At 56.5% G+C, this 23,049-nt stretch carries 23 protein-coding genes and 2 pseudogenes; 11 read left to right on the top strand and 14 right to left on the bottom strand.

Annotated features, from left to right (window positions below; all coding sequences use genetic code 11):
* Positions 1-334, bottom strand: a pseudogene (locus tag E1297_RS49240) ((4Fe-4S)-binding protein); the annotation flags it as partial.
* A gap of 261 nt (positions 335-595) precedes the next feature.
* Here E1297_RS49240 and E1297_RS26415 point away from each other — a divergent pair.
* The 10 genes from E1297_RS26415 (at position 596) to E1297_RS26375 (ending at position 9,752) form a co-directional block, all read left to right on the top strand.
* Positions 596-1,150 (top strand): DUF3305 domain-containing protein, encoded by a 555-nt coding sequence (locus E1297_RS26415; protein WP_170332897.1) that lies wholly within the window; start codon positions 596-598, stop codon positions 1,148-1,150.
* The gene (locus tag E1297_RS26410) at positions 1,147-1,722 is read left to right on the top strand and encodes a DUF3306 domain-containing protein (RefSeq protein WP_155143542.1); all 576 of its coding nucleotides are present in this window, start codon (positions 1,147-1,149) and stop codon (positions 1,720-1,722) included. Before E1297_RS26415 ends, E1297_RS26410 begins: the two co-directional genes overlap by 4 nt.
* A gap of 4 nt (positions 1,723-1,726) precedes the next feature.
* Positions 1,727-2,338 (top strand): molecular chaperone, encoded by a 612-nt coding sequence (locus E1297_RS26405; protein WP_155143540.1) that lies wholly within the window; start codon positions 1,727-1,729, stop codon positions 2,336-2,338.
* A 61-nt stretch (positions 2,339-2,399) separates the two neighbouring features.
* Positions 2,400-2,588: a twin-arginine translocation signal domain-containing protein gene (locus E1297_RS26400; protein WP_155143538.1), complete on the top strand. Its 189-nt coding sequence runs from the start codon at positions 2,400-2,402 to the stop codon at positions 2,586-2,588.
* 103 nt (positions 2,589-2,691) lie between these two features.
* A complete protein-coding gene (locus tag E1297_RS26395; RefSeq protein ID WP_155143536.1) occupies positions 2,692-5,586 on the top strand; it encodes a formate dehydrogenase subunit alpha in 2,895 nt (964 codons plus the stop codon).
* A 10-nt stretch (positions 5,587-5,596) separates the two neighbouring features.
* Positions 5,597-6,190, top strand: a complete 594-nt coding sequence (gene fdh3B / locus E1297_RS26390) for a formate dehydrogenase FDH3 subunit beta (RefSeq protein WP_155143534.1) — start codon at positions 5,597-5,599, stop codon at positions 6,188-6,190.
* A gap of 75 nt (positions 6,191-6,265) precedes the next feature.
* Positions 6,266-7,477 (top strand): formate dehydrogenase subunit gamma, encoded by a 1,212-nt coding sequence (locus E1297_RS26385; RefSeq protein ID WP_155143532.1) that lies wholly within the window; start codon positions 6,266-6,268, stop codon positions 7,475-7,477.
* A complete protein-coding gene (locus tag E1297_RS26380; RefSeq protein WP_155143530.1) occupies positions 7,478-8,740 on the top strand; it encodes a c-type cytochrome in 1,263 nt (420 codons plus the stop codon).
* A 13-nt stretch (positions 8,741-8,753) separates the two neighbouring features.
* Positions 8,754-8,879, top strand: a complete 126-nt coding sequence (locus E1297_RS50840) for a hypothetical protein (protein WP_256372782.1) — start codon at positions 8,754-8,756, stop codon at positions 8,877-8,879.
* Positions 8,880-9,752 carry a helix-turn-helix transcriptional regulator gene (locus E1297_RS26375; RefSeq protein ID WP_155143528.1) on the top strand — a complete coding sequence of 291 codons (873 nt, stop codon included), beginning with the start codon at positions 8,880-8,882 and terminating at the stop codon, positions 9,750-9,752.
* 46 nt (positions 9,753-9,798) lie between these two features.
* Here the strand turns inward: E1297_RS26375 and E1297_RS26370 are convergent, their stop codons facing one another.
* From E1297_RS26370 to E1297_RS26325, 10 genes are all read right to left on the bottom strand, one after another.
* Positions 9,799-10,614: a substrate-binding domain-containing protein gene (locus E1297_RS26370; protein ID WP_155143526.1), complete on the bottom strand. Its 816-nt coding sequence runs from the start codon at positions 10,612-10,614 to the stop codon at positions 9,799-9,801.
* Positions 10,615-10,636: 22 nt separating this feature from the next.
* A complete protein-coding gene (locus E1297_RS26365; RefSeq protein WP_155143524.1) occupies positions 10,637-11,371 on the bottom strand; it encodes an ATP-binding cassette domain-containing protein in 735 nt (244 codons plus the stop codon).
* Complete coding sequence (locus E1297_RS26360; protein WP_155143522.1) at positions 11,364-12,077, bottom strand: ABC transporter permease; 714 nt, start codon at positions 12,075-12,077, stop codon at positions 11,364-11,366. The genes E1297_RS26365 and E1297_RS26360 overlap by 8 nt, the downstream gene beginning before the upstream one ends.
* 159 nt (positions 12,078-12,236) lie before the next feature.
* The gene (locus E1297_RS26355) at positions 12,237-13,226 is read right to left on the bottom strand and encodes an ABC transporter substrate-binding protein (RefSeq protein WP_155143520.1); all 990 of its coding nucleotides are present in this window, start codon (positions 13,224-13,226) and stop codon (positions 12,237-12,239) included.
* A gap of 62 nt (positions 13,227-13,288) precedes the next feature.
* Entirely contained in the window at positions 13,289-14,134 is an 846-nt protein-coding gene (locus E1297_RS26350) for an ABC transporter permease (RefSeq protein WP_155143518.1), read from the bottom strand.
* Positions 14,131-15,048: an ABC transporter permease gene (locus tag E1297_RS26345; RefSeq protein ID WP_155143516.1), complete on the bottom strand. Its 918-nt coding sequence runs from the start codon at positions 15,046-15,048 to the stop codon at positions 14,131-14,133. The genes E1297_RS26350 and E1297_RS26345 overlap by 4 nt, the downstream gene beginning before the upstream one ends.
* Positions 15,045-15,404: an N-acetyltransferase gene (locus E1297_RS26340; RefSeq protein ID WP_209016010.1), complete on the bottom strand. Its 360-nt coding sequence runs from the start codon at positions 15,402-15,404 to the stop codon at positions 15,045-15,047. The genes E1297_RS26345 and E1297_RS26340 overlap by 4 nt, the downstream gene beginning before the upstream one ends.
* 71 nt (positions 15,405-15,475) lie before the next feature.
* A complete protein-coding gene (locus E1297_RS26335) occupies positions 15,476-16,273 on the bottom strand; it encodes an ABC transporter ATP-binding protein (RefSeq protein ID WP_155143511.1) in 798 nt (265 codons plus the stop codon).
* Positions 16,274-16,328: 55 nt separating this feature from the next.
* Positions 16,329-17,783, bottom strand: a complete 1,455-nt coding sequence (gene hydA / locus E1297_RS26330) for a dihydropyrimidinase (RefSeq protein ID WP_155143509.1) — start codon at positions 17,781-17,783, stop codon at positions 16,329-16,331.
* Between the two features lie 76 nt (positions 17,784-17,859).
* On the bottom strand, positions 17,860-19,110 hold the full coding sequence (locus tag E1297_RS26325) for a Zn-dependent hydrolase (RefSeq protein ID WP_155143507.1): 1,251 nt from the start codon (positions 19,108-19,110) through the stop codon (positions 17,860-17,862).
* Positions 19,111-19,281: 171 nt separating this feature from the next.
* On the opposite strand from E1297_RS26325, the gene E1297_RS26320 reads away from it, so the two are divergent.
* Complete coding sequence (locus E1297_RS26320; protein WP_155143505.1) at positions 19,282-19,890, top strand: TetR family transcriptional regulator C-terminal domain-containing protein; 609 nt, start codon at positions 19,282-19,284, stop codon at positions 19,888-19,890.
* A 58-nt stretch (positions 19,891-19,948) separates the two neighbouring features.
* Here E1297_RS26320 and preA read toward each other — a convergent pair whose 3' ends face one another.
* The 3 genes and pseudogenes from preA to E1297_RS26305 form a co-directional block, all read right to left on the bottom strand.
* Entirely contained in the window at positions 19,949-21,253 is a 1,305-nt protein-coding gene (gene preA / locus E1297_RS26315; RefSeq protein ID WP_155143503.1) for an NAD-dependent dihydropyrimidine dehydrogenase subunit PreA, read from the bottom strand.
* 65 nt (positions 21,254-21,318) lie between these two features.
* Positions 21,319-22,653 carry an NAD(P)-dependent oxidoreductase gene (locus tag E1297_RS26310; RefSeq protein ID WP_155143502.1) on the bottom strand — a complete coding sequence of 445 codons (1,335 nt, stop codon included), beginning with the start codon at positions 22,651-22,653 and terminating at the stop codon, positions 21,319-21,321.
* 159 nt (positions 22,654-22,812) lie between these two features.
* Positions 22,813-23,049: pseudogene (locus tag E1297_RS26305) on the bottom strand (cupin); the annotation flags it as partial.

The following is a 23,049-nucleotide window of genomic DNA, read 5'->3' as shown; positions in this document are numbered from 1 at the left end:
CCGGTTGGGGCAGCATTGCTTCGGCCGCCAGCGCTGCGATCTTTGGAGAGGCATCTTGCCCCTCTTCCGACCAACCAGCGCGATCTCGTAAATCGACGAACCCTGGCTGGTTCACCCCCAGTTCATCCGCAAGTTCAGAAAAGACCGAGGCCTCCTGCTGGCAGGCAACGACAATGCCGTCCTCTTGTTGCAAGAACTCAGCAGCGGCTCCAATCTCACGCGTACAAAGCGCAGTGTGAACCTTCGAGCATTCCAAACCGCACGTTGAAGATATCAGCTCAGAATTCAGCGCCTGAGTTCCTGCGCAATCGCAAAGCAAGAGTTTTGCGGCCATATCCTCCCCCGGGGTCTTCTTTCCGTCCTCTTGCACCTTAGGCTAAATCACGTCGGCGGCAATGCGAGGCAGTCCTCAAAACGAAAAAACATGCATTATTTTTCACATTTTGATTTCACCGCAACTTTTCATGGGAAAAAATACGAATAAACAGTTGGTGATTGCGACATTTTCATATCACTCTGGGCTTGGCAGATGACTGAGTTATGTACCATAGTACATCACGTGGAAGGCAGGGGAGAGCCTTCCGGGGAGGAGCCAGTGGCGAAGGCCGCAAGCCAGATTGAAATGCCTGTTGGCGTCGTTGTGCGCAAAACACCCGGAGTGACCCGCTGGGCGCGATGGAGTTGGCGCGCCGTGGCGGCGTTGCCGGGCGCAGGCCCGGCGGATTGGGTCGAGCTGCGTCGCGAAGGTGATGCCGTCGAATACCACGCCGCCACCCTTCCCCTTACCCTTTGGCCCGATGAGACCGAAGCGTATCTGACCAATCTGGCAGACGGACAGCCATCTATCTATCTCGTGCTACGCGACGAACTTGAAGGTGATCGCCCCTTGAACGCTGTTCTCATCACCGCGTCTCCTTTCGAAGGACAAGACTACGCCGATACCGGCGAAGAGATTGTTGAGAAGATCCCCATGACTGACGGCCTGATCGCCTGGGTGCGCGACTTCGCACAATTGCACCGGCGGGATGAAGAATTTGTCAAACGCCGCCGGGACAAGAAGCGCGTCGATCTTGTTGAAGACGGGCGTGGAGATGCCCGCATACGACAGGACTCGGATGTCTATCGCGCCCCGCGGAGGATCGTGCAATGACCGAAGCCCGCGATTTCTGGTCCCGCCGCAAGGCGGCTGTACTGGCAGAGGCCGACGAAGAACGCGAGGCGATCGAAGCCAAAGCCGTAGCTGATCAGCAGGCCGAGTTAGAAGCCAAGCCCGATCATGAAATCCTGGCCGAATTCAACCTGCCCGATCCCGATCAATTGAAGCCCGGAGATGATGTGTCCGGCTTTATGGAACAGGCCATACCGGATCGCCTGCGCCGTCGCGCATTGCGACGCCTTTGGCGGCTCAACCCCGTACTGGCCAACGTAGATGGCCTAGTGGACTACGGCGAGGACTACACGGACGCGGCCTGTGTGATCGAGAATATTCAGACCGCCTATCAGGTCGGCAAAGGGATGTTGGCGCACATCGAAGCGCTCGCTGCAGACGAGACCGAAGATGAGGCTTTGCCAGCCGAAGATTTGGAAGAAGCACCCGAAGCGCTTGATGACGAAATCGAGGATGCCGCCGAGGTTGTAGCACTGGCACCTGAGACGGAAGAGCCGGAGGAGATGGAAATGCCCCCTGCTCCACGTCGCATGAAGTTCGAATTCGAAGGATGACTAAATGACCGCAGGCAATGCGCATAATCTGGATGTCTCAGCCGAGGATCGACTACGCGCGGATTTCTACAATTTTCTGGGGCTTCTTTTGGCTGCTCCACCCGATCAGATGCTGTTGGATCAAATGGCTGGCTTGTCCGGGGATGAAACTGATCTGGGACAGGCCATTCAGGCCATGGCACGGGTCGCGAAAGTGACAAAACCGGCAGCTGCAGAGAGAGAGTTCAACACTCTGTTCATCGGATTGGGTCGCGGTGAACTTTTGCCCTATGCAAGTTTTTATCTGACGGGATTCCTGAACGAAAAGCCATTGGCGCAACTGCGCAATGACATGGCCGTACGCGGAATTACACGGGCGAAGAACGTCTTTGAGCCCGAGGATAATATCGCCTCTTTGATGGAGATGATGGCGGGTATGATCGTGGGCCGCTTTGGCGCGCCCGCTCCGCTGGATGAGCAAAAAAACTTCTGGAACAAACATATCGGCCCATGGGCCGCACATTTCTACTCGGATTTGGAAGCAGCCGAGAACTCGGTTCTCTACGCCTCGGTCGGCACTGCCGGACGGGTCTTTATGGAGATCGAGCGCGAGGCATTCCGAATGACGGCAGCGTGATCCGTTGCCACTCGCCAGCATCCTGACGGGTGCTAGATCGCAAATGGGAAAGGAGGATCCCATGAGCAAGACCAAGGAAACCGGCGCAACCCGCCGAGACTTCCTGAAACTGGCCGGAACTGCAGCACCTGCTGCGGTGGCCGCAGCCAGCCTGAGCGGTGAAGCAGAGGCAGCCGAATTGCCTGTAGATGAAACCCGCATTCAGGACACCGCGCACACGCGCGCATACCTCGACAGCGCCCGGTTCTAATCCGGACGAAGTCTCTCCGACTGACGGTTGCGATTGGCCCTGACGTCGGCACCAGCAGTACCAAGCCAGCCATGGCTTACATGGCCAGCAAGGGAGGAAAGAAATGCTTAGGAAAAAGACCAACGGGGTTGCGAGACGCCCCCAGCGGACAAGTATCCTGTCCCAGGTCGGCGAGAATACCGTCGATCGCCGCGCATTCCTGCGTGGCTCGGGCCTGACGATCGGCGGACTTGCCGCGATCAGCGCCACGGGTGGAACCGTGACGCCAGCCAGCGCCCAAACAGCGGCCAACCAAGCCGTTGAGAATATCAAATCGATATGCACCCACTGCTCGGTCGGCTGTACGGTCGTTGCCGAAGTGCAGAACGGCGTCTGGATCGGGCAAGAACCCGGTTGGGACAGCCCGTTCAATCTGGGTGCACACTGCGCCAAGGGGGCCTCGGTTCGCGAGCACGCCCATGGCGAACGTCGCCTGAAGTATCCGATGAAAAAGGAAGGCGGCGAGTGGAAGCGCATCAGCTGGGAAGAGGCGATCAACGAGATCGGCGACGGCATGATGAGCATCCGCGAAGAATCCGGGCCGGACAGTGTGTACTGGCTGGGATCAGCCAAGCATAACAACGAACAGGCCTATCTGTTCCGCAAGTTCGCCGCCTATTGGGGCACGAATAACGTGGACCATCAGGCCCGTATCTGCCACTCAACCACTGTTGCGGGTGTTGCGAATACGTGGGGCTACGGCGCCATGACTAATTCGTACAACGACATCCACAACTCCAAGGCCATCTTCATCATCGGCGGCAACCCGGCCGAGGCGCACCCCGTCTCGCTGTTGCACGTTCTGCGCGCGAAAGAGCAGAACAACGCGCCGTTGATCGTGTGCGACCCGCGCTTTACACGCACTGCGGCCCACGCAGATGAGTATGTCCGTTTCCGTCCCGGAACAGACGTCGCTCTGATCTGGGGTATGTTGTGGCACATCTTCGACAACGGATGGGAAGACAAAGAGTTCATCCGAACCCGTGTCTGGGGCATGGACCAGATCCGCGAAGAGGTCGCAAACTGGACACCTGAAGAAACTGAGCGTGTGACTGGCGTTCCGGGCTCACAGCTGAAGCGTGTTGCCCGCACCATGGTCAACAACCGTCCCGGCACCGTTATCTGGTGCATGGGTGGTACGCAGCACACCAATGGTAACAACAACACCCGCGCCTACTGCGTGCTTCAGCTAGCGCTTGGTAACATGGGCACTTCGGGTGGTGGCACCAACATCTTCCGCGGGCATGACAACGTACAGGGCGCGACGGATCTTGGCGTTCTGTCCCACACCCTGCCCGGCTACTATGGCCTGTCCGCAGGCGCATGGGGCCACTGGGCACGTGTCTGGGGAGAAGAACCGGAATGGCTGGCCAGCCAATTTGCCACGATCAAGGACAAGGAAGGCAAGGACAAGCCGTTACAGAATGAACGCGGCATTCCGGTTTCCCGTTGGATCGACGGTGTTCTGGAAGACCCGGCGAACATGGATCAGGACAACAACGTCCGTGCCATGGTTTTGTGGGGGCATGCTCCGAACTCGCAGACTCGCGGGCCGGAAATGAAAACGGCGATGGAGAAGCTGGACATGCTGGTCGTGATCGACCCGTATCCCACCGTCTCGGCCGTTCTGCATGACCGCACCGATGGCGTCTATCTGTTGCCAGCCTGTACGCAGTTCGAAACCCGTGGCTCTGTCACGGCATCGAACCGCTCGCTGCAATGGCGGGACCGTGTTGTTGAGCCGCTGTTCGAAAGCCTGCCGGACGAGGTCATCATGGCCAAGTTCGCCAACAAGTTTGGCTGGGCGGATCGGTTCTTCCGCAATATCGAGATGGAAGACCCTGAGACCCCGAATGTTGAAAGCATTACGCGTGAGTTCAACTCGGGCCTCTGGACCATCGGCTATACCGGCCAGTCGCCGGAACGTCTGAAAAGCCATATGGCCAACCAGCACACGTTCGACAGAACCACGCTGCAAGCCATCGGTGGACCAAACGACGGCGAATATTATGGTTTGCCCTGGCCATGCTGGGGAACGCCGGAAATGGGTCATACGGGGACACCAAACCTCTATGACATGTCCAAACCGGTGGCCGAAGGCGGCCTGACCTTCCGCGCCCGTTTCGGTGTGGAACGTGAAGGCGACAACCTGCTGGCCGAAGGGGTCTACAGCGTTGGGTCGGAGATTCAGGATGGCTATCCCGAATTTACGATGCAGATGCTGATGGATCTTGGCTGGGATGGTGATCTGACGGCAGAAGAGCGCGCTGCGATCGATGCCGTCGCCGGACCCAAGACCAACTGGAAAACCGACCTGTCTGGCGGTATCCAGCGGGTCGCGATCGCCCATGGCTGTGCGCCCTTCGGGAACGCCAAAGCCCGTGCGGTTGTCTGGACCTTCCCGGATCCGATCCCACTGCATCGCGAGCCGCTCTATACGAACCGGCGCGATCTGGTGGAGGACTATCCGACCTACGAGGACCGGCACGCCTATCGCCTGCCCACCCTGTATGCATCGATCCAGAAGAACGACTTTTCAAAGGATTACCCGATAATCCTGACATCTGGTCGTCTGGTCGAGTATGAGGGCGGTGGCGAGGAAACCCGGTCCAATCCGTGGTTGGCCGAGCTTCAGCAGGATATGTTCGTCGAGATCAATCCGCGCGATGCTAACAACCTTGGTATTCGCGACGGAAGCCAGGTCTGGGTCGAAGGTCCCGAAGGCGGCAAGGTCAAAGTGATGGCGATGCTGACTGAGAGGGTCGGTGCCGGCGTGGCCTTTATGCCATTCCATTTCGGCGGCCATTTCCAGGGTGAAGACCTGAGGGAGAAATACCCGAAAGGCGCTGATCCCTATGTGCTGGGCGAAAGCTCCAACACCGCTCAGACCTATGGCTATGATTCAGTGACCCAGATGCAGGAGACCAAAGCGACTCTCTGCAAGATCTGGGCAGCGTAAGGAGGACAAAATGGCTAGAGCGAAGTTTCTCTGCGACGCTGAACGCTGCATCGAATGCAATGCCTGCGTAACCGCGTGTAAGAACGAGCACGAGGTGCCATGGGGCATCAACCGCCGCAGGGTGGTGACGATCAATGACGGCAAACCGGGCGAACGTTCGATCTCGGTGGCCTGTATGCATTGTTCGGATGCGCCTTGCATGGCGGTGTGCCCGGTCGACTGCTTCTATCAGAACGAAGAAGGCGTCGTCCTGCACTCCAAGGACCTGTGCATCGGTTGTGGCTATTGCTTCTATGCGTGCCCCTTTGGCGCGCCACAATACCCACAGGCAGGCAACTTCGGATCACGCGGCAAGATGGACAAATGTACCTTCTGCGCGGGCGGTCCCGAAGAAAACAACTCGACTGCAGAGTTTGCCAAATACGGACGCAACCGGATCGCCGAGGGCAAACTGCCCATCTGCGCCGAGATGTGTTCGACTAAGGCCCTGCTCGCCGGTGATGGCGATGTGGTCTCGGCCATCTACCGCGAGCGCGTTGTTGCGCGTGGGTTTGGCTCGGGCGCATGGGGTTGGGGCACAGCCTACGATCAGAAAGACGGCTGACACCCCCGTGACCAAATGAACATGGATGATCCGCGACGGCGGGTCATCCGCTCAGGAATTTTGACCGAGGTTCAGATGTTCCGCTTACTTATTGTTTTTCTGTTCACAATCGGAATGACGCAGTTCGCTGTCGCGCAATCGGACACCACCGAAGAGAGCGCACAGACGACAAACGAACGCAGCGAAACCGGCGGTGCGACGACGCTTGAAGACATAATGGCACGTCAGCGTGGCGAGAGTGTTGATGACTCGTATCGCGCGGACAACACTGGCCAGGCCAACGCAGAAGGCCTGTTCGGGCAGTTGGGAACGCGCGGGGTTGCTTCTGACAGTGACGTTTATCGCGCGCTGCGCTACGGCTCAGCCGATGTGACCGTGTCATCCCGCGGCCCTGCGGCAAGCGTTCTCATTCAGGATGGCGGTATGTGGTGGCTGAATTTTCGAACCGGGCCGCTGCGCGAATACGGAACATATATTCTGGGCGGCATGCTTATCCTGCTGCTGCTGTTCTTCCTCATCCGCGGCAAGATCAGGATAGACGGTGAAAAGACCGGTAGAACGGTTACCAGGTTCACAGGATTTGAACGGTTCGGGCATTGGTTGTTCGCCGGATCGTTCCTGATCCTCGGACTTACGGGCCTATTGACTTTGTACGGCCGCGATTTCCTCATTCCCCTGTTTGGAAAGGAAGGGTTTGCGACAATCGCCCAAGGGTGCAAGTGGCTGCATAACAACCTCGCTTGGGCCTTCATGCTGGGGCTGATCATTGTCACCGTGAATTGGATTTCGCATAACCTGCCCAGCCGAGTTGATCTGAAATGGCTGGCCGCCGGGGGTGGTTTGTTCACCACAGGCAGCCATCCGCCCGCCAAGAAATTTAATGCGGGTCAAAAAATCATCTTCTGGCTCTGCATCCTGCTGGGCGTATCAATCAGCCTGTCCGGTCTGTCCCTGCTGTTCCCGTTTGAGATGCCGCTGTTTGCCAAGACCTTCTCGATCGCAAACGCGACGGGGATCCCGCAAATGCTGGGCTTGAACCTGCCGGTGCAAATGTCCCCGCAGGAGGAAATGCAATACGCGCAGGTTTGGCACGTCATGGTCGCCTATGCCTTCATCGCGATCATCCTGGCTCACATCTATCTGGGCTCGGTTGGCATGGAGGGGGCATTCGACGCAATGGGTACCGGCGAAGTGGAAGAACAATGGGCGCGCGAGCATCACTCGCTGTGGCTGGAAGAGGTACAGGCGAAAGAGGCCAGCGAGGGAGCGGCCTCTCCTGCTGAATAGATGCGTCGACTGGTTCTGGCGCTAAGCCTTCTGCCTCTGACCGCAGAGGCAGAGTTCTTTACGCTAAAAGGCCACGGTGGTCCCATCATGGGAATCGCAACCGCACCTGACGGGCGGATTGCAACGGCGAGTTTCGACAACTCCGTCGGATTGTGGTCCGAGGGTCAACCGGTTTGGCTGGACGGGCATGAGGCGGCCGTAAACAGCGTCGCATTCAATGGCACAGCAATTTATTCAGCAGGCGACGATTTCACTTTGCGGCGCTGGCCCGGCGGAGAAATTGTAGGGCAGCACAAAGGAAAGATCGTCGGCCTTGCTGCCTCGAAAACGCATGTAGCCACTGCAAGCTGGGACGGCACAATCGGCATATGGCCGGTGAATGGCACAGACAAAAAGATACTTGGCCCAACTGGCAGCGGCGTGAATGCGGTCGCGTTTTCTGCCGACGGTAAAACCCTGTACTCGGCGGGAATGGACGGCTCTCTGCGCGTTTGGGATGTCGATACAGGTCAGGAAACGCTCCGTTTGATAGAACATGGGTTCGGAATCAACGAACTGATCCTGAATGAGCAAGACGGGTGGATCGCTTACGGTGCAGTCGATGGAGTGACTCGCATTTACAACCTGACCACTGGTGAAGAGCGTGATTTTACGCTGGAGCGCCGCCCAATCCTTGCACTTACCCTCAGTCCGAACCGGCGGCTGCTGGCAGTTGGTGATGGTGAGGGTTACATCATGGTCATCGATACGAACGAATGGCGTATTGTCCACGATTTCAGGGCCACTTTACGCGGTCCGGTTTGGGCGCTGGCCTTCTCAACGGACGGTCAAAACATCCACGCCGGAGGCATCGACGAAGCCATGTATAGCTGGCCAGTTTCTTCTCTGGGCGATCATGAGCAGATGGCCGGGGTTGAACCGGTATTTTTGAAGAACCCCGAAAAAATGGACAATGGCGAACGCCAGTTCGCACGCAAATGTTCGATCTGTCACAGCCTGACACCTGACAGCCAAAGACGCGCGGGACCAACCCTGCACGGGGTGTTTGGGCGCAAGGCAGGAACACTCGAAGGATATTTGTACTCGGAGACGCTGCAAGACTCTGATATCATTTGGAATGACGAGACCATAAATGCTCTTTTCGATCAGGGGCCGGACCATTACATTCCGGGGTCCAAGATGCCGATGCAACGGATTGCTGAGCCTCAAGACCGAACCGACCTGATCGCCTTTCTGCGCCGCGCAACGGTACCGAAAGACTGAGCCGGAGGAGAATATGAAAGCCTTTCTTGCCGCCGTCGCGACGATGGTTGTCATAACTGCTGCTGCGCCATTTACCCTGGATCGGCTGGGTCCAACTGCCGCCGAAGCCGGCAGCGGGTCAGCAGTGCGTCTAGACTGAATGTCCGAATACCTGACCACCAAAGAACTGGCCGATCTGCTGCGCATCGGTGAGCGCAAGGCCTATGACCTGGCCTCTTCCGGCGAAATCCCCTGCGTTCGTGCCATGGGTAAACTGCTGTTCCCAAGGGCCGAGATCATTGCTTGGCTCAACGCATCACGTTCTGGTCCTCAAGTCGCAGAGCCGCCCCTGCCCCCAATTGTCGCCGGCAGCCATGATCCGCTGCTCGATTGGGCCTTGCGCGAAAGCGGTTCTGGATTGGCCACGTATTATGACGGATCGTTCGACGGCCTCACACGTCTTGCTGACCGCAGTGCCCAGGCAGCCGTACTGCACATCCACGAGTCCGAGGGGTTCAACACCCATTCGATCCGGGGCAAGATGGGAGAAGCCCCTGTTATCCTGTTTGAGATCGCCCAACGTCAGCGTGGATTACTGCTTTCTCCCGGTACCGAGGGTATTTCGAGCTTTTCAGATCTGAAAGGACGTCGGGTAGTCCTGAGGCAAAGCAGCGCCGCGAGCCAACGACTATTCGAAACGCAGCTGTCAGCCCATGACCTGGCACTGGATGATCTGATCACCCTGCCCGTCTGCGCCCGCACCGAAGAAGAGCTAGCCATCGCCTTGCGTGAAAACAAAGCCGAAGCTGGCTTTGGTCTCGCCGCTCTGGCTGGCCTCTATAGTCTGGAGGTTGTACCTACGCATTCCGAACGCTTGGATCTTGCCATCTGGCGACGAGCGTACTTTGATCCCCCCATGCAAAACCTGCTGGCATTCCTGCAATCTGAAAGGTTCGCTGCACGTGCTTCTGAACTGGGCGGATATGACCTGTCACATCTGGGGCGAATTCATCACAATGGGGCCAGCGGGTAGCTCCGCTCAGACAACATACCTAACGTCCTGGACATACGCTGTGTACTTACTTGGCGTTGGGGAAAAACAGCTGCTCTCCGTCAATCACATAGGAAGCGATCGCAGCCTGACCATCTGGCCCGACCAACCAATCGATAAATCGCTGAGCGGCATTTGCGCGGACACCAGCGTGTTTTTCGGGGTTCACAAGGATCACGCCGTACTGGTTGAACAGTCGGGGGTCACCTTCGACAAGAACCTCAAGATTACCGCGATTGCCAAAAGACAGCCATGTTGCCCGATCCGTGAGGGTATAAGCCCCCATCCCACTTGCAACATTCAGCGTCGCGCCCATGCCTGAACCGGTCTCACGGTACCACGTTCCCGACGCATCCGTTGGATCGACATCAGCTGCGCCCCAATGGGCCAACTCAGCCTTATGAGTACCACTGTCATCTCCACGGGATGCGAATGGCGCTTCAGCCTCGGCAATGGCCGTGAGTGCGGTCAATATGTCAGATCCGCCCTTGACCTTCGCCGGATCCGATTTCGGCCCAACCAGAATGAAATCGTTGTACATGACATCAAAACGTTCGACGCCCCAGCCGTCGGCTACGAACTGTTCCTCGTCAGGTTTCGAGTGAACCAACAGGACATCGCCATCACCGTTGATTGCATTCCGGATCGCCTGCCCAGTTCCAACTGCCACAATGCGAACATCAATCCCGGTTTCTGCCTCAAACCACGGCAAAATGTAGTCAAACAGCCCCGAATTCTGAGTCGAGGTTGTAGATTGCACCACTATGAACGGCTCCTCTGCCATCGCAGGGCCAGCCGCCACTCCAAGCGCTATCAATGCTGCCCGAATGAAGTTTCGGATCATCACACTCTCCGTTTGTCTTTTTTCAGACGACCAATCCACCTGCAAGATAGCGACGCGACGCGTCACTTTCAGGTGCATCCAGCACCTTTTTCGCAGCTCCGTGTTCGACAATCTGACCACCCTGCATCATCACGATATCGGCTGCAAGCCGACGTGCCTGTCCGATATCATGCGTAACCATCACGATGCGAACACCTCGTGATGACGCCCTCAGGACCATGCGTTCGATCATCTGGGTCGCACCGGGATCAAGCGCGCTGGTGGGTTCATCAAGGAACAGGGTTTCCGGTTCTGAGGCCAGAGCGCGCAAGATCGCAAGCCTTTGCGCCTCGCCCCCTGAAAGTGAACGTGCTGACTGACGCGCTTTGTCTTCCAACCCACCTTCAGCCAGCAACTCTGTGATCCGCTGTTTACGCAGAACGCGGTTCAGCCCCTGTCGTTTCAGCACAAAATCCAGATTGGCCGATACCGACCGCCGCAACAGAACAGGGTTCTGAAATACCATGGCTTGATTTGCTTTTTGCTCAGCACCCAAAGGCAGGCCATCTTGAGTAACCTCTCCTCTATCAGGCGAAATCAGACCATGCAGGCATCTTAACAGCAGGCTCTTTCCTGATCCGTTTGGCCCAAGAATAAGCGTCGGCCCCGGCCCATCGAGCCTGAGACTGGACACGTCCAGCAGTACCTTGCCTTTGCGCGAGATATGCAAATCTCTGACATCCAGCGCAGAAGGCATCTCAGGTAACAAATCACGCATGACGCAATCCTTCCTGCTCTGCCCGTAGTGTAAGCGCACTCACCATGGCGTTTACCGCAATTGCGATACCAATCAGGATCGCACCCAGCGCCAGTGCCAGTGCCAGATTTCCCTTTGAGGTTTCGAGGGCAATCGTCGTCGTCATTACCCGTGTGACGTGATTGATATTGCCGCCAACGATGATTACTGCACCGACCTCGGCAATTGCGCGTCCAAAACCGGCCAGAAGCGCCGTCACCAGCGCCAAACGCGCATCCCACAAAAGAACCGGCACAGATGCAAGGCGCGACACGCCCAAGGACCGGAGCTGTTCCGAATATTCCTCGGCCAGCATTTCGACCACTTGCCGCGTGAGGGCTGCAACGATCGGAATGACCAACACCATTTGCGCAATTATCATCGCCGTCGGCGTATACAGCAATTCCAGAACGCCCAGCGGACCCGAACGCGACAGCATCAGATACACCAACAGGCCAACCACAACAGGAGGAAACCCCATAAGCGCATTCATCAGGATGATCATCATCCGCCGCCCGGGGAACCGGGCAACTGCCAGAGCTGCACCGACAGGCATGCCAATGACGGCTGAAATCAGCACGGCCAGAACAGAAACCTTCAAAGACAGAAGCACAATCGCCCAGAGCTCTGAATCTCCAGTGAAGATCAGAGAAAGTGCGTGACTGAATTCTGCTGCAAAGTTCTGCATACCTTACCGAATGACAAGTTTTATCGCATGAAATGCGTTGTATTACAGCAGAATACTAATCCTTTTGCGGTGCAAGTACAGACACAAACCCGACATCCGAAATTGAAAACGCGGCCCCTGTCGGGACCGCGCTCAAATTGTTGACTATGTCGCTGAAGTTTAGTTCAGCGCGGCATCGGTGATCTGATGTGTCCAGGCACCATCAGGTTGCTTGGTGATTACAGGGTCGGAACCACCTGCCAGCAACGTGCTTACCGTGCGCTCAAAATCCGCTGGGTCCAGCGCACCGTTCGATCCGGCGGTCAGTTTGGCAATTTCGCCCATCATCCGCTTTTGATGCTCTTCGGTCTGGGCACCGGTTGCGTCATTTTCCAGAACGATCTCTGCCGCTTCATCCGGATGCTCTTCTGCGTATTTCCAGCCTTTCATCGAGGCGCGCACAAAGCGCTCCATCTTGTCCACGAAAGCCGCATCGCTGAGGTTTTCCTCCAGCACATACAGACCATCCTCAAGCGTCGCTACACCCTGATCTTCGTACTTGAATGTCACCAGTTCGTCCGGGCTGACGCCCGAGTCGATAACCTGCCAGTATTCGTTGTAGGTCATCGTGCTGATGCAATCAGCCTGACGCTGAAGCAGCGGATCCACGTTAAAGCCCTGCTTCAGAACTTCTACACCGCTTTCGCTCTTGCCACCGGTGTCGATGCCCAGCTGGCTCATCCAGCTCATGAACGGGAATTCGTTGCCAAAGAACCAAACACCCAAGGTACGGTTTTTCAGATCTTCAGGAGATGAGATGCCCGCATCCTTCCAGCAGGTCAACATCATGCCAGAGCTTTTGAAGGGTTGCGCGATATTGACAAGTGGCAGGCCCTTTTCACGCGCCGCCAGCGCCGCCGGCATCCATTCGACGGTCACATCAGCCCCACCGCCGGCAATCACCTGCGTCGGGGCGATATCCGGGCCACCGGGCAGAATGGTGACGTCCAGACCTTCTTCTTCGTAGAAACCTTTGTCCTTGGCGACGTAGTAACCTGCGAATTGCGCCTGAGTGACCCACTTCAATTGCAATGTCACGTCATCCGCAGCCAAAGCCGAACTGGCGGCCAGACTAAAGGCAGCAATCGCCCCGCTGAGTAGCTTATTCATCTTCATTTCTCCTAGTTGCTATTGTTGTCCCGTTTTTGGGATCTGTTGAATTTTTCCTTTTCTTATCCCCGCTGCGACGGATGCCAGAAGGTCACCGCCTTTTCGATCATGGCCACCAGACCGTAAAATGCGGTCCCGGCCAACGCGGCCACAACGATTTCAGCCCACACCATGTCCAGCGACAATTGCCCGACACTGGTCGAAATCCGAAAGCCCATGCCCAAGGTGGGTGAACCAAAGAACTCAGCCACGATAGCGCCGATCAGGGCCAGAGTGGTAGAAATCTTCAACCCGTTGAAGATAAAGGGCATCGCCGCTGGCAGGCGCAGTTTCAGAAAGCTCTGCCAATACGTTGCTGCATAGGTCTCCATCAGGTCGCGCTGCATTGCGGTGGCTTCGCGCAAACCGGCGACGGTGTTGACCAGCATGGGAAAGAAGACCATCACCACAACCACTGCGGCTTTGGAATGCCAGTCAAAACCGAACCACATCACCAGAATGGGGGCAGTCCCCACAATGGGCAGCGCGGCCACGAAATTGCCCACCGGCAACAAGCCTAGTCGCAGAAAATCCCACCGGTCGACGGCAATCGCCATCAGAAACGCAGCGCCGCATCCGATGATGTAACCGCTGAGCGCTCCTTTGATGATGGTTTGAACAAAGTCCGCCCAAAGCACCGGCAAGCTATCGGCGAAACGCACTGCGATCAGAGATGGCGCCGGGAGAATAACCAAAGGCACCTCCAATCCGCGCACCAGCAGCTCCCAAACTCCGACTATGGTTAGGCCAAAGATCAACGGGGCAAGAAACTTCACCAAAGGCGTATCAGCATGCGGGCCGCTTGCGAGGCGGCTGTTCAGCCACCAACCAAACAACCAAAGGACGATTGCAAACAGCACCAACATCATTGCGCCATCCCCATCCGTTTCAGAACTGTTCGCTCTATCAAGCCCAGCAAACCAACAAGGCAGGCTGCCAGAATGGCGGCTGCAAACAGAGCGGACCAGATTTGTACGGTTTGCCCATAGTAGCTGCCAGCGAGCAGTCGTGCACCCAATCCGGCGACCGCGCCTGTTGGCAGTTCGCCCACGATTGCACCGACCAGCGAGGCGGCCACACCAATCTTAAGCGACGTGAAGAGATACGGCATGGATGCCGGAAGCCGCAGCTTCCAGAACCCTTGAGACCGGCTGGCATTGTAGGTGCGCAGCAGGTCCAACTGCATAGCATCCGGGCTGCGCAATCCCTTAACCATGCCGACCACAACCGGAAAGAAGCTCAGATAGGCCGAGATCACAGCTTTGGGAATGATCCCCTGAACGCCAACCGAATAGAGCACCACGATAATCATCGGAGCCAGCGCGATAATAGGTATGGTCTGGCTGACGATAGCCCAGGGCATGACAGACAAGTCCATGACCCGGCTATGTACAATCCCGACGGCAAGCAGAATGCCCAGCCCCGTACCAATAGCAAACCCAAGCATTGTGGCACTCAGGGTCACCCAGGCGTGATAAATCAAAGACCGTTTGGACGTGATTTTCTTTTCAACCGTCGTTTCCCACAGTTCAATCGCTACCTGGTGAGGGGCCGGAAGACGGGGACGCTCCTGTTCCCAGGTCGCGGGAATGGCAAAACTGTTGCTAAGGGCCAGACCGATTTCGCTCATGTCCCGACGGTCCTTCGCAGACGGCGGCTGTACTTCCGCACCGGCGCGTTCCTGTTCCGTTAGCACCCCTTTGATGTTCATCGGAATACAAGCGACGTACCAGAACACGACGATGGCGGCCAACACAGTGAGTACGGCGAGTATTTGTTTCATGCCCGCCACTCCATCCGGATAACCGGCAAGGTTTCGGGCGGTGTGGGCGGCTCGGTTCCTGTCACGACAAACCCCTCGCGCCGGTAAAATCTCTGCGCCGCGATATTCGGCTCATGTGCAGTCAGCCACAGGTAGTCCCGTCCCTTTTTAGCCTGATCCAGCAACTGCTTACCGATACCCTCACCTGTTCGCAGGCAATAAAGCGCGCCAACTTTCAGTTCTTTGGGGTCAACCGACATGTAGCAATCGACGGGGTCACCAGAGACCCAGATTTCCCTTACCGGAAATGCTTCGCGGATCAGTTCCTCCAGTTTCTCCTCGGGCAATTCCTCTGGCATCCATTCGGTCTGAGCCATCCATGTCGCTATGATGCGCGCGCATGCTGGGACATCCCCGGATGTTGCCCTTCTGATGTCATTCACACCCATCAGACATCATCTCCATGCCCTGCCCGCAATCCTTCACGCACACGATGGGCGACCTCGATAAATTCAGGAGTGTCACGGATATCCAGCGGCCTCTCTTTCGGCAGCGGACTATCAATGACATCCGTGATACGGCCCGGACGAGGGCTCATGACGACGATCTTTGTGCTGAGATACACGGCCTCGGGGATCGAGTGCGTCACAAATCCAATGGTCTTTTCAGTGCGCGCCCAGAGCGCGAGGAGTTGTTCGTTCAGATGGTCCCGAACGATTTCGTCCAAGGCACCAAAGGGTTCGTCCATCAAAAGGATATCCGCATCAAACGCCAAAGCGCGCGCGATGCTGGCACGTTGCTGCATCCCGCCCGACAATTGCCACGGAAACTTTCCACCGAAACCTTTTAGATCAACAAGTTCCAAGACCTTGTTAACGCGATCTTCTTGTTCACTGGCCGAATATCCCATGATCTCGAGCGGCAGCTTTATGTTCCGCGCAATGGTTCGCCAGGGGTACAATCCCGCCGCCTGAAAAACATAGCCATACGCCCGGTTTCTGCGCGCTTCATCCGGTGTCATTCCGTTGACAGTCAGGCTGCCTCCGGTTGGTGTCTCAAGCGCAGCGATGCAGCGCAAAAAGGTGGTCTTGCCGCAGCCGGACGGACCGATAAAACTGACGAAGTCACCCTTGTCTATCGTCAGGTTTACGTCTTTAAGCGCATGAATCGGACCATCATTTGTCTGGAAGGTCAGATCCAGCTGCCTTGCCTCGATCACGGGCTGGGTAGTGCTTTCAGTGTTCATTCCATTGCCTTGAAAAGAGTTGGCTTTGGGCCGCCTTTCAGACGGCCCGCACGCATCAAACGCCGGTTGCCGGGATGCCTGACCGTTCGACCGGCCGCGGCGCTGTCAGCTCTTTCCAGGTGCTCAGTGCCTTGTTCACATGGCTGTTTGGTTCACGCGCCACAAACTCACCATGACCTTCCTGAGTTCGGATGTCTCCATCGTGTACGGCCACCTGTCCGCGTGTCAGGGTAAAGCGAGGCAGGCCTTTGACCTCCTTGCCTTCGAACACGTTATAGTCAATCGACGACTGCTGGCTCGATGCCTGGATCGTCTTTGATTTCTCAGGATCCCAAACCACAAGGTCAGCGTCGGCACCTACGAGAACAGCACCTTTTTTCGGGTAACAATTCAATATCTTGGCGATATTTGTTGAAGTTACCGCCACGAACTCGTTTGGCGTCAGGCGCCCTGTACCAACGCCATGTGTCCATAGCATTGGCATCCGGTCCTCCAAGCCACCTGTCCCATTCGGGATCTTGGTAAAATCACCCACACCATAGCGTTTCTGCTCGGTCGTAAAGGCGCAGTGGTCTGTGGCCACAACACTCAATGAGCCAGATTGCAGACCAGCCCACAGGCTGTCCTGATGCTGTTTGTTACGGAACGGAGGGCTCATGACCCGGCGCGCAGCGTGGTCCCAATCGTGATGGAAGTATTCGCTATCATCCAACGTCAGGTGCTGGATCAGAGGTTCGCCCCAGACCCGCTTGCCCTGCATTCTGGCGCGACGGATGGCTTCGTGTGCCTCCTCGCAAGACGTATGAACGACATAAAGCGGTACACCCGCCATATCTGCGATCATGATCGCGCGATTGGTGGCCTCACCTTCAACCTGCGGCGGTCGGGAATAAGCGTGCGCCTCAGGGCCAGTATTGCCTTCGGCCAGCAGCTTGGCGCTGAGTTCCGCAACCACATCGCCGTTTTCGGCATGCACCATAGCCACACCGCCAAGCTCGGCAAGTCTTTGGAATGAAGCATAAAGTTCATCATCATTCACCATCAACGCGCCTTTGTAGGCCATGAAGTGCTTGAAGGTGTTGATGCCGCGTTGTTCGATCACGGTCTTGATGTCGTCGAACACCTGCTCACCCCACCAGGTCACCGCCATATGGAACGAATAATCGCAGTTTGCGCGGGTCGACTTGTTGTCCCAACGCTTCAGAGCGTCCAACAGGCTTTCACCCGGGTTTGGCAGAGCGAAATCGACAACCATCGTGGTACCACCCGCTAGCGCGGCGCGCGTCCCACTTTCGAAATCATCGCTGGAATAGGTCCCCATGAAGGGCATCTCGAGATGCGTATGTGGATCGATCCCACCCGGCATCACATAGCATCCGGTCGCATCAAGCTCCTTGTCGCCTTTCAGATTGGGCCCGATCTCGGTGATGACACCACCTTCGACCTTAACATCAGCCTTATAGGTCAGATCAGCGGTTACGACGGTTCCGTTTTTGATCACAGTTGACATGCTATTCTCCCTGCGGGCGCTTTGCGCCTCTGTCTTGTTCGAATTCTGTTGGATAGGTCTCTGTTTCACCTACCTATTATTCTACGATCTCCGCTGTCTCGACGACCGCATGGAGCAGGACATCTGCACCAGCAGCGGCCCAATCCTTGCTGATCTCTTCGGCCTCGTTATGGCTCAGCCCGTCTACACATGGGCACATGACCATGGCTGTCGGCGCAACCCGGTTGATCCAGCAAGCATCATGGCCCGCGCCTGAGATGATGTTCGTGTGCGAGTAACCCAGGCGCTCAGCCGCATCGCGGACAGCCGCCACGCATTGCTCGTCGAATTTCACCGGATCAAATCCGCCAACTTTCTCGAACTCAATCTTCAGGCCCATCTCTTCGACAATATCTTCGGCTGCGACACGCAACCGGTTTTCCATGTCCTTGATGACCTCAAGTTCGGGCGAGCGGAAATCGACCGTAAATACGACCTTACCCGGGATCACATTGCGTGAGTTCGGATAAACATCGATATGCCCTGCCGCACCAACGGCATGCGGGGCGTGTGACCAGGCAATCTCGTCTACCTTTTCCAAAACCCGCGCCATGGCGAGCCCGGCGTTCTTGCGCATAGGCATCGGGGTTGAGCCGGTATGAGCATCCTTGCCTGTGATGGTGATCTGCGTCCAGCTCAGACCCTGCCCGTGCGTGACAACACCGATATCCTTTTCTTCGGCCTCTAGGATCGGCCCCTGCTCAATGTGCAGTTCAAAGAACGCGTGCATTTTGCGCGCACCGACTTCTTCGTCACCGCGCCAACCGATCCGCTTCAGTTCATCTCCGAATTTCTTGCCTTCGGCATCTTCGCGATCATAGGCCCATTCCTGTGTGTGCATGCCTGCAAACACGCCCGAGGACAGCATCGCCGGGGCATAGCGCGTGCCTTCTTCATTCGTCCAATTGGTTGCGATGATCGGGTGTTTTGTTTTGATCCCCAGATCATTGAGCGTGCGAATGATCTCAAGACCACCAAGCACACCGAGAACACCGTCATACTTTCCACCAGTGGGCTGTGTATCGAGATGCGAACCGACGTAGACCGGTAGCGCTTCGGGATCGGTTCCCTCGCGGCGGGCAAACATGTTGCCCATCTGGTCCAACCCCATGGTACAGCCCGCATCCTCGCACCATTTCTGGAACAATGCGCGCCCTTCAGCATCTTCGTCTGTCAATGTCTGACGGTTGTTTCCCCCAGCAACTCCGGGACCGATTTTCGCCATCTCCATCAGACTATCCCATAGTCTGTCGCCATTGATCCTGAGATTCTGCGCCGGAGCCGCCATCTTGTTTTCCCCTGTTGCTTGCGATTTAGCTCGCTTTTGGTGTCTTGATTTGACCATCTGGTCAAACTCACGCTATCACGGGTTCGACATCAGTCAAGAAATTGCATGGCGCCGCCGCAAATTTCGGCATATTTGGTGCCCGCTTGGCGGAAAAAGAGACGACCAGGAAACATGCCCAAAGACCGTGCCCCGACCAGAATTCAGAAAAAGAACCGCGCCGCGATTCTCGAAGCCGCTCTGAACGTGTTTTCAGCGCATGGTTTTCGCGGAGCGACAGTTGACCAGATTGCAACCGAAGCCGGCCTCAGCAAACCAAATCTTCTGTATTATTTTCCGTCTAAAGAGGCGATCCATACCGCCCTGCTTTCGGGCTTGTTGGAGACTTGGCTTGCTCCTCTGCACGATCTGGATGAAAACGGCGACCCGCTGAAGGAAATCCTGTCCTACATTCATCGCAAGCTACAGATGAGCCGGGAACTGCCCCGCGAAAGTCGTCTGTTTGCCAACGAACTGGTGCAGGGTGCGCCCCGCATACATGACGCGCTGTCAAACGACCTAAAATCGCTTGTCGATGAAAAAACGCGAATTCTCACGCATTGGATGGATCAGGGCAAAATCGCACGTGTCCACCCTCATCACCTGATTTTTTCGATCTGGGCGTTGACGCAGCACTATGCGGATTTTGATGTTCAGGTGCGTGCTATTCTCGGGGATGAAGACCCGTTCGAAGGTGCAGAACCCTTTATCGATACGCTTTATCGGAAACTGCTTACACCATGAAAAAGGGCCGCAACGCGGCCCTCATCCAACTCCAATCATGACCTGTCAAAGCCACCGATTATTCTGCGGCTTTCGCCATCGGATTATTCGGGTGCGTGGTCCAGTTCGCATAGTCCGGCTGCACAACATTGCCGGTACGGGGGTCGACCTCACCAGCATCCATCGGCACCATCGAAATACAGCCTTCGACCGGACAGACATCGACGCAGAGGTTACAAGCGACGCATTCCTCGTCCTTCACCTCGAACACGCGGTCTGCAGACATTGAAATCGCCTGGTGGCTGGTGTCTTCACAAGCTGCATAGCAGCGACCACATTTGATGCACTGATCCTGATCGATCTTGGCCTTGGCCACGTAATTGAGGTTCAGATACTGCCAATCCGTAACGTTGGGCACTGCACGTCCAACGACTTCGGATACATTGCTATAGCCTTTCTCATCCATCCATTCGGACAGGCCAGCTGTCAGTTCATCAATGATCTTGAAGCCGTAAGTCATTGCAGCTGTGCAGACCTGAACGGTTCCGCAGCCCAAAGACATGAACTCTGCCGCATCACGCCATGTGGTGACACCGCCGATGCCGGAAATCGGCAGACCATGCGTCGCTTCGGCCCGTGCAATCTCGGAAACCATAGAAAGTGCGATGGGCTTCACAGCCGGACCGCAATATCCGCCATGGCTACCTTTGCCATCGATCGACGGCTCAGGGCTGAAGGTGTCCAGATTGACGCTGGTGATCGAGTTGATCGTGTTGATCAGCGACACCGCATCCGCACCGCCATTTCTCGCGGCAGCAGCAGGTTTACGAACATCGGTGATATTCGGCGTCAGCTTCACGATCACTGGGCGATCATAGTATTTTTTGCACCAACGTGTGACCATTTCGATGTACTCGGGCACCTGCCCGACAGCCGAGCCCATGCCGCGCTCGCTCATCCCGTGCGGACATCCAAAATTGAGCTCAATACCATCCGCGCCCGTCTCTTCGACACGCGGCAGGATCGCTTTCCAGGCTTCCTCTTCGCAAGGCACCATAATCGAAGCGATCAGTGCACGGTCGGGGTAATCCGCTTTGACCCGCGCCATTTCTTCGAGGTTTACTTCCAGAGGTCTGTCGGTGATCAATTCGATGTTGTTCAACCCGAGCAATCGCCTGTCTGCACCATAGATCGCGCCATAGCGGGGTCCGTTCACATTCACGACCGGAGGCCCCTCGGACCCCAGTGTTTTCCAGACCACGCCGCCCCATCCAGCCTCGAATGCACGGCGCACGTTGTATTCCTTATCCGTCGGTGGCGCAGATGCCAGCCAGTACGGGTTCGGGCTTGAGATTCCCAGAAAGTTTGTTGTCAAATCAGCCATTTATCCGGCCTCCCTGATGCAGTTTTGCATCTTGAAAAATTGTGAGCATACTCAGCGGACGGCCACTACGCCGACAGGCTGGCATGTATATCCATCGCGGCGTCCCGACCCTCGGCCACTGCCGTCACGGTCAGATCATCTCCGCCAGCTGCACAATCACCGCCGGCCCATACACCCTCCAGCGACGTACGACCGGTTTCGCTGACAGCGATCTTGCTGCCATCAAGCGTCAGCCCTTCGGGTGCGCCCTCCAGCGTTTGTCCAATCGCTTTCAGAACCTGATCAGCTGGTACGCGAACAGTCTCACCAGTTCCGGTCAGGTTGCCATCATGGCTTGCAGTATACTCCAGTTCGATCTCGGCCGCTGCACCATTTCCATGAACAGCCACGGGCTGCACGTTGCACATGATCCGAACCCCGTGCGAAGCGGCCAGGTCCTGTTCATAGCGGCTGGCCCCCATGGCATCGCGGTCTCGGCGATAGGCAATGGTCACATGTTCAGCGCCCAGAAGCTTGGATTTCACCGCGGCATCCACCGCAGTCATGCCGCCGCCAATGACAACAACATTCCGCCCGACAGGCAGATGCGCCAGATCACCGGCTTGTCGTACATCCGAAATGAACTCGACCGCGTGACGCACGCCATCCTTTTCAGCCCCCTGCGCTCGAAGTGCATTCACACCCGCAAGACCAATAGACAGGAATACCGCATCATAGTTTTCAAGCAGCCCGTCCAGCGAAATGGTCTCACCCAGAACTGATCCGGTTTCGATCGCGATACCACCGATTTTAAGCAACCAGTCCACCTCGGCCTGAGCGAAATCGTTCGTCGATTTATATGCTGCAATGCCATATTCGTTGAGCCCGCCCGGCTTGGGCTTGGATTCGTGAATGACCACATCATGTCCAAACATCGCCAGCCTGTGTGCACAAGCCAGACCGGCTGGCCCTGCCCCGACTACAGCAACCGTCTTGCCAGTCGGTGCAGCACGCTCGAACGGATGTTCACCTGACGCCATTACATCATCGGTGGCAAATCGCTGTAGTCGCCCGATTTCGACCGGTTTGCCTTCGGCAGCTTCGCGAACACAGGCTTCTTCGCACAGTGTTTCCGTCGGGCAAACCCGGGCACACATGCCGCCCAGAATATTCTGTTCGAGAATTGTGCGACCTGCCGCCTGCGGCTGCCCAGCCTGAATCTGACGAATGAACAGCGGGATATCGATGTCCGTCGGACAGGCTGTCACGCATGGTGCGTCATAGCAGAAATAGCAGCGATCTGCCGCGACGGCCGCTTCATGCGGCGCGAGAGGCGGATGCAGATCGGCAAAATTCGAGGTCAGCTCATCGCTGGAAAGCCGCCCGGATACGATACCGGGTGCCATCTGGCCCTGTGCCATCACTCTACTCCCTGTAGATATGTTTGTTATGCCCCCAGCTTGCCACAAACAAATTTTTTATCAATTGGTAAAATTTGCCAAATGGTCAAAAAATGAAAAAACCGGGCTGTTCGACCCGGTTTTCTGGCTATTCTGCCTGTTTATGATGCAGTAAGAGATCTAAACCATGCCATTCAGGTGCCCGGATTTGACCCACACGCGCGCACCTGCCACTCCGGCTACTGCTTTTGATTGCGTCCCGGGCGGCAATCGCAGCCAATCCCATCCGGAAAACTCTTCGCCACCTTCAGCAAAACTGCCCTCGACTACGAACACCTCCAAACCTTTGGTGGCATCCAAATCTATAGTCTCGCCTGCGGACCAGTTCTGCACCTGTACGTCCTCGCGGTCATCCTT

Source organism: Roseibium sp. RKSG952, assembly GCF_009711355.1.
Note: the sequence above shows the minus strand (reverse complement) of the source record. Positions and strands in the feature narration are given on the sequence as shown.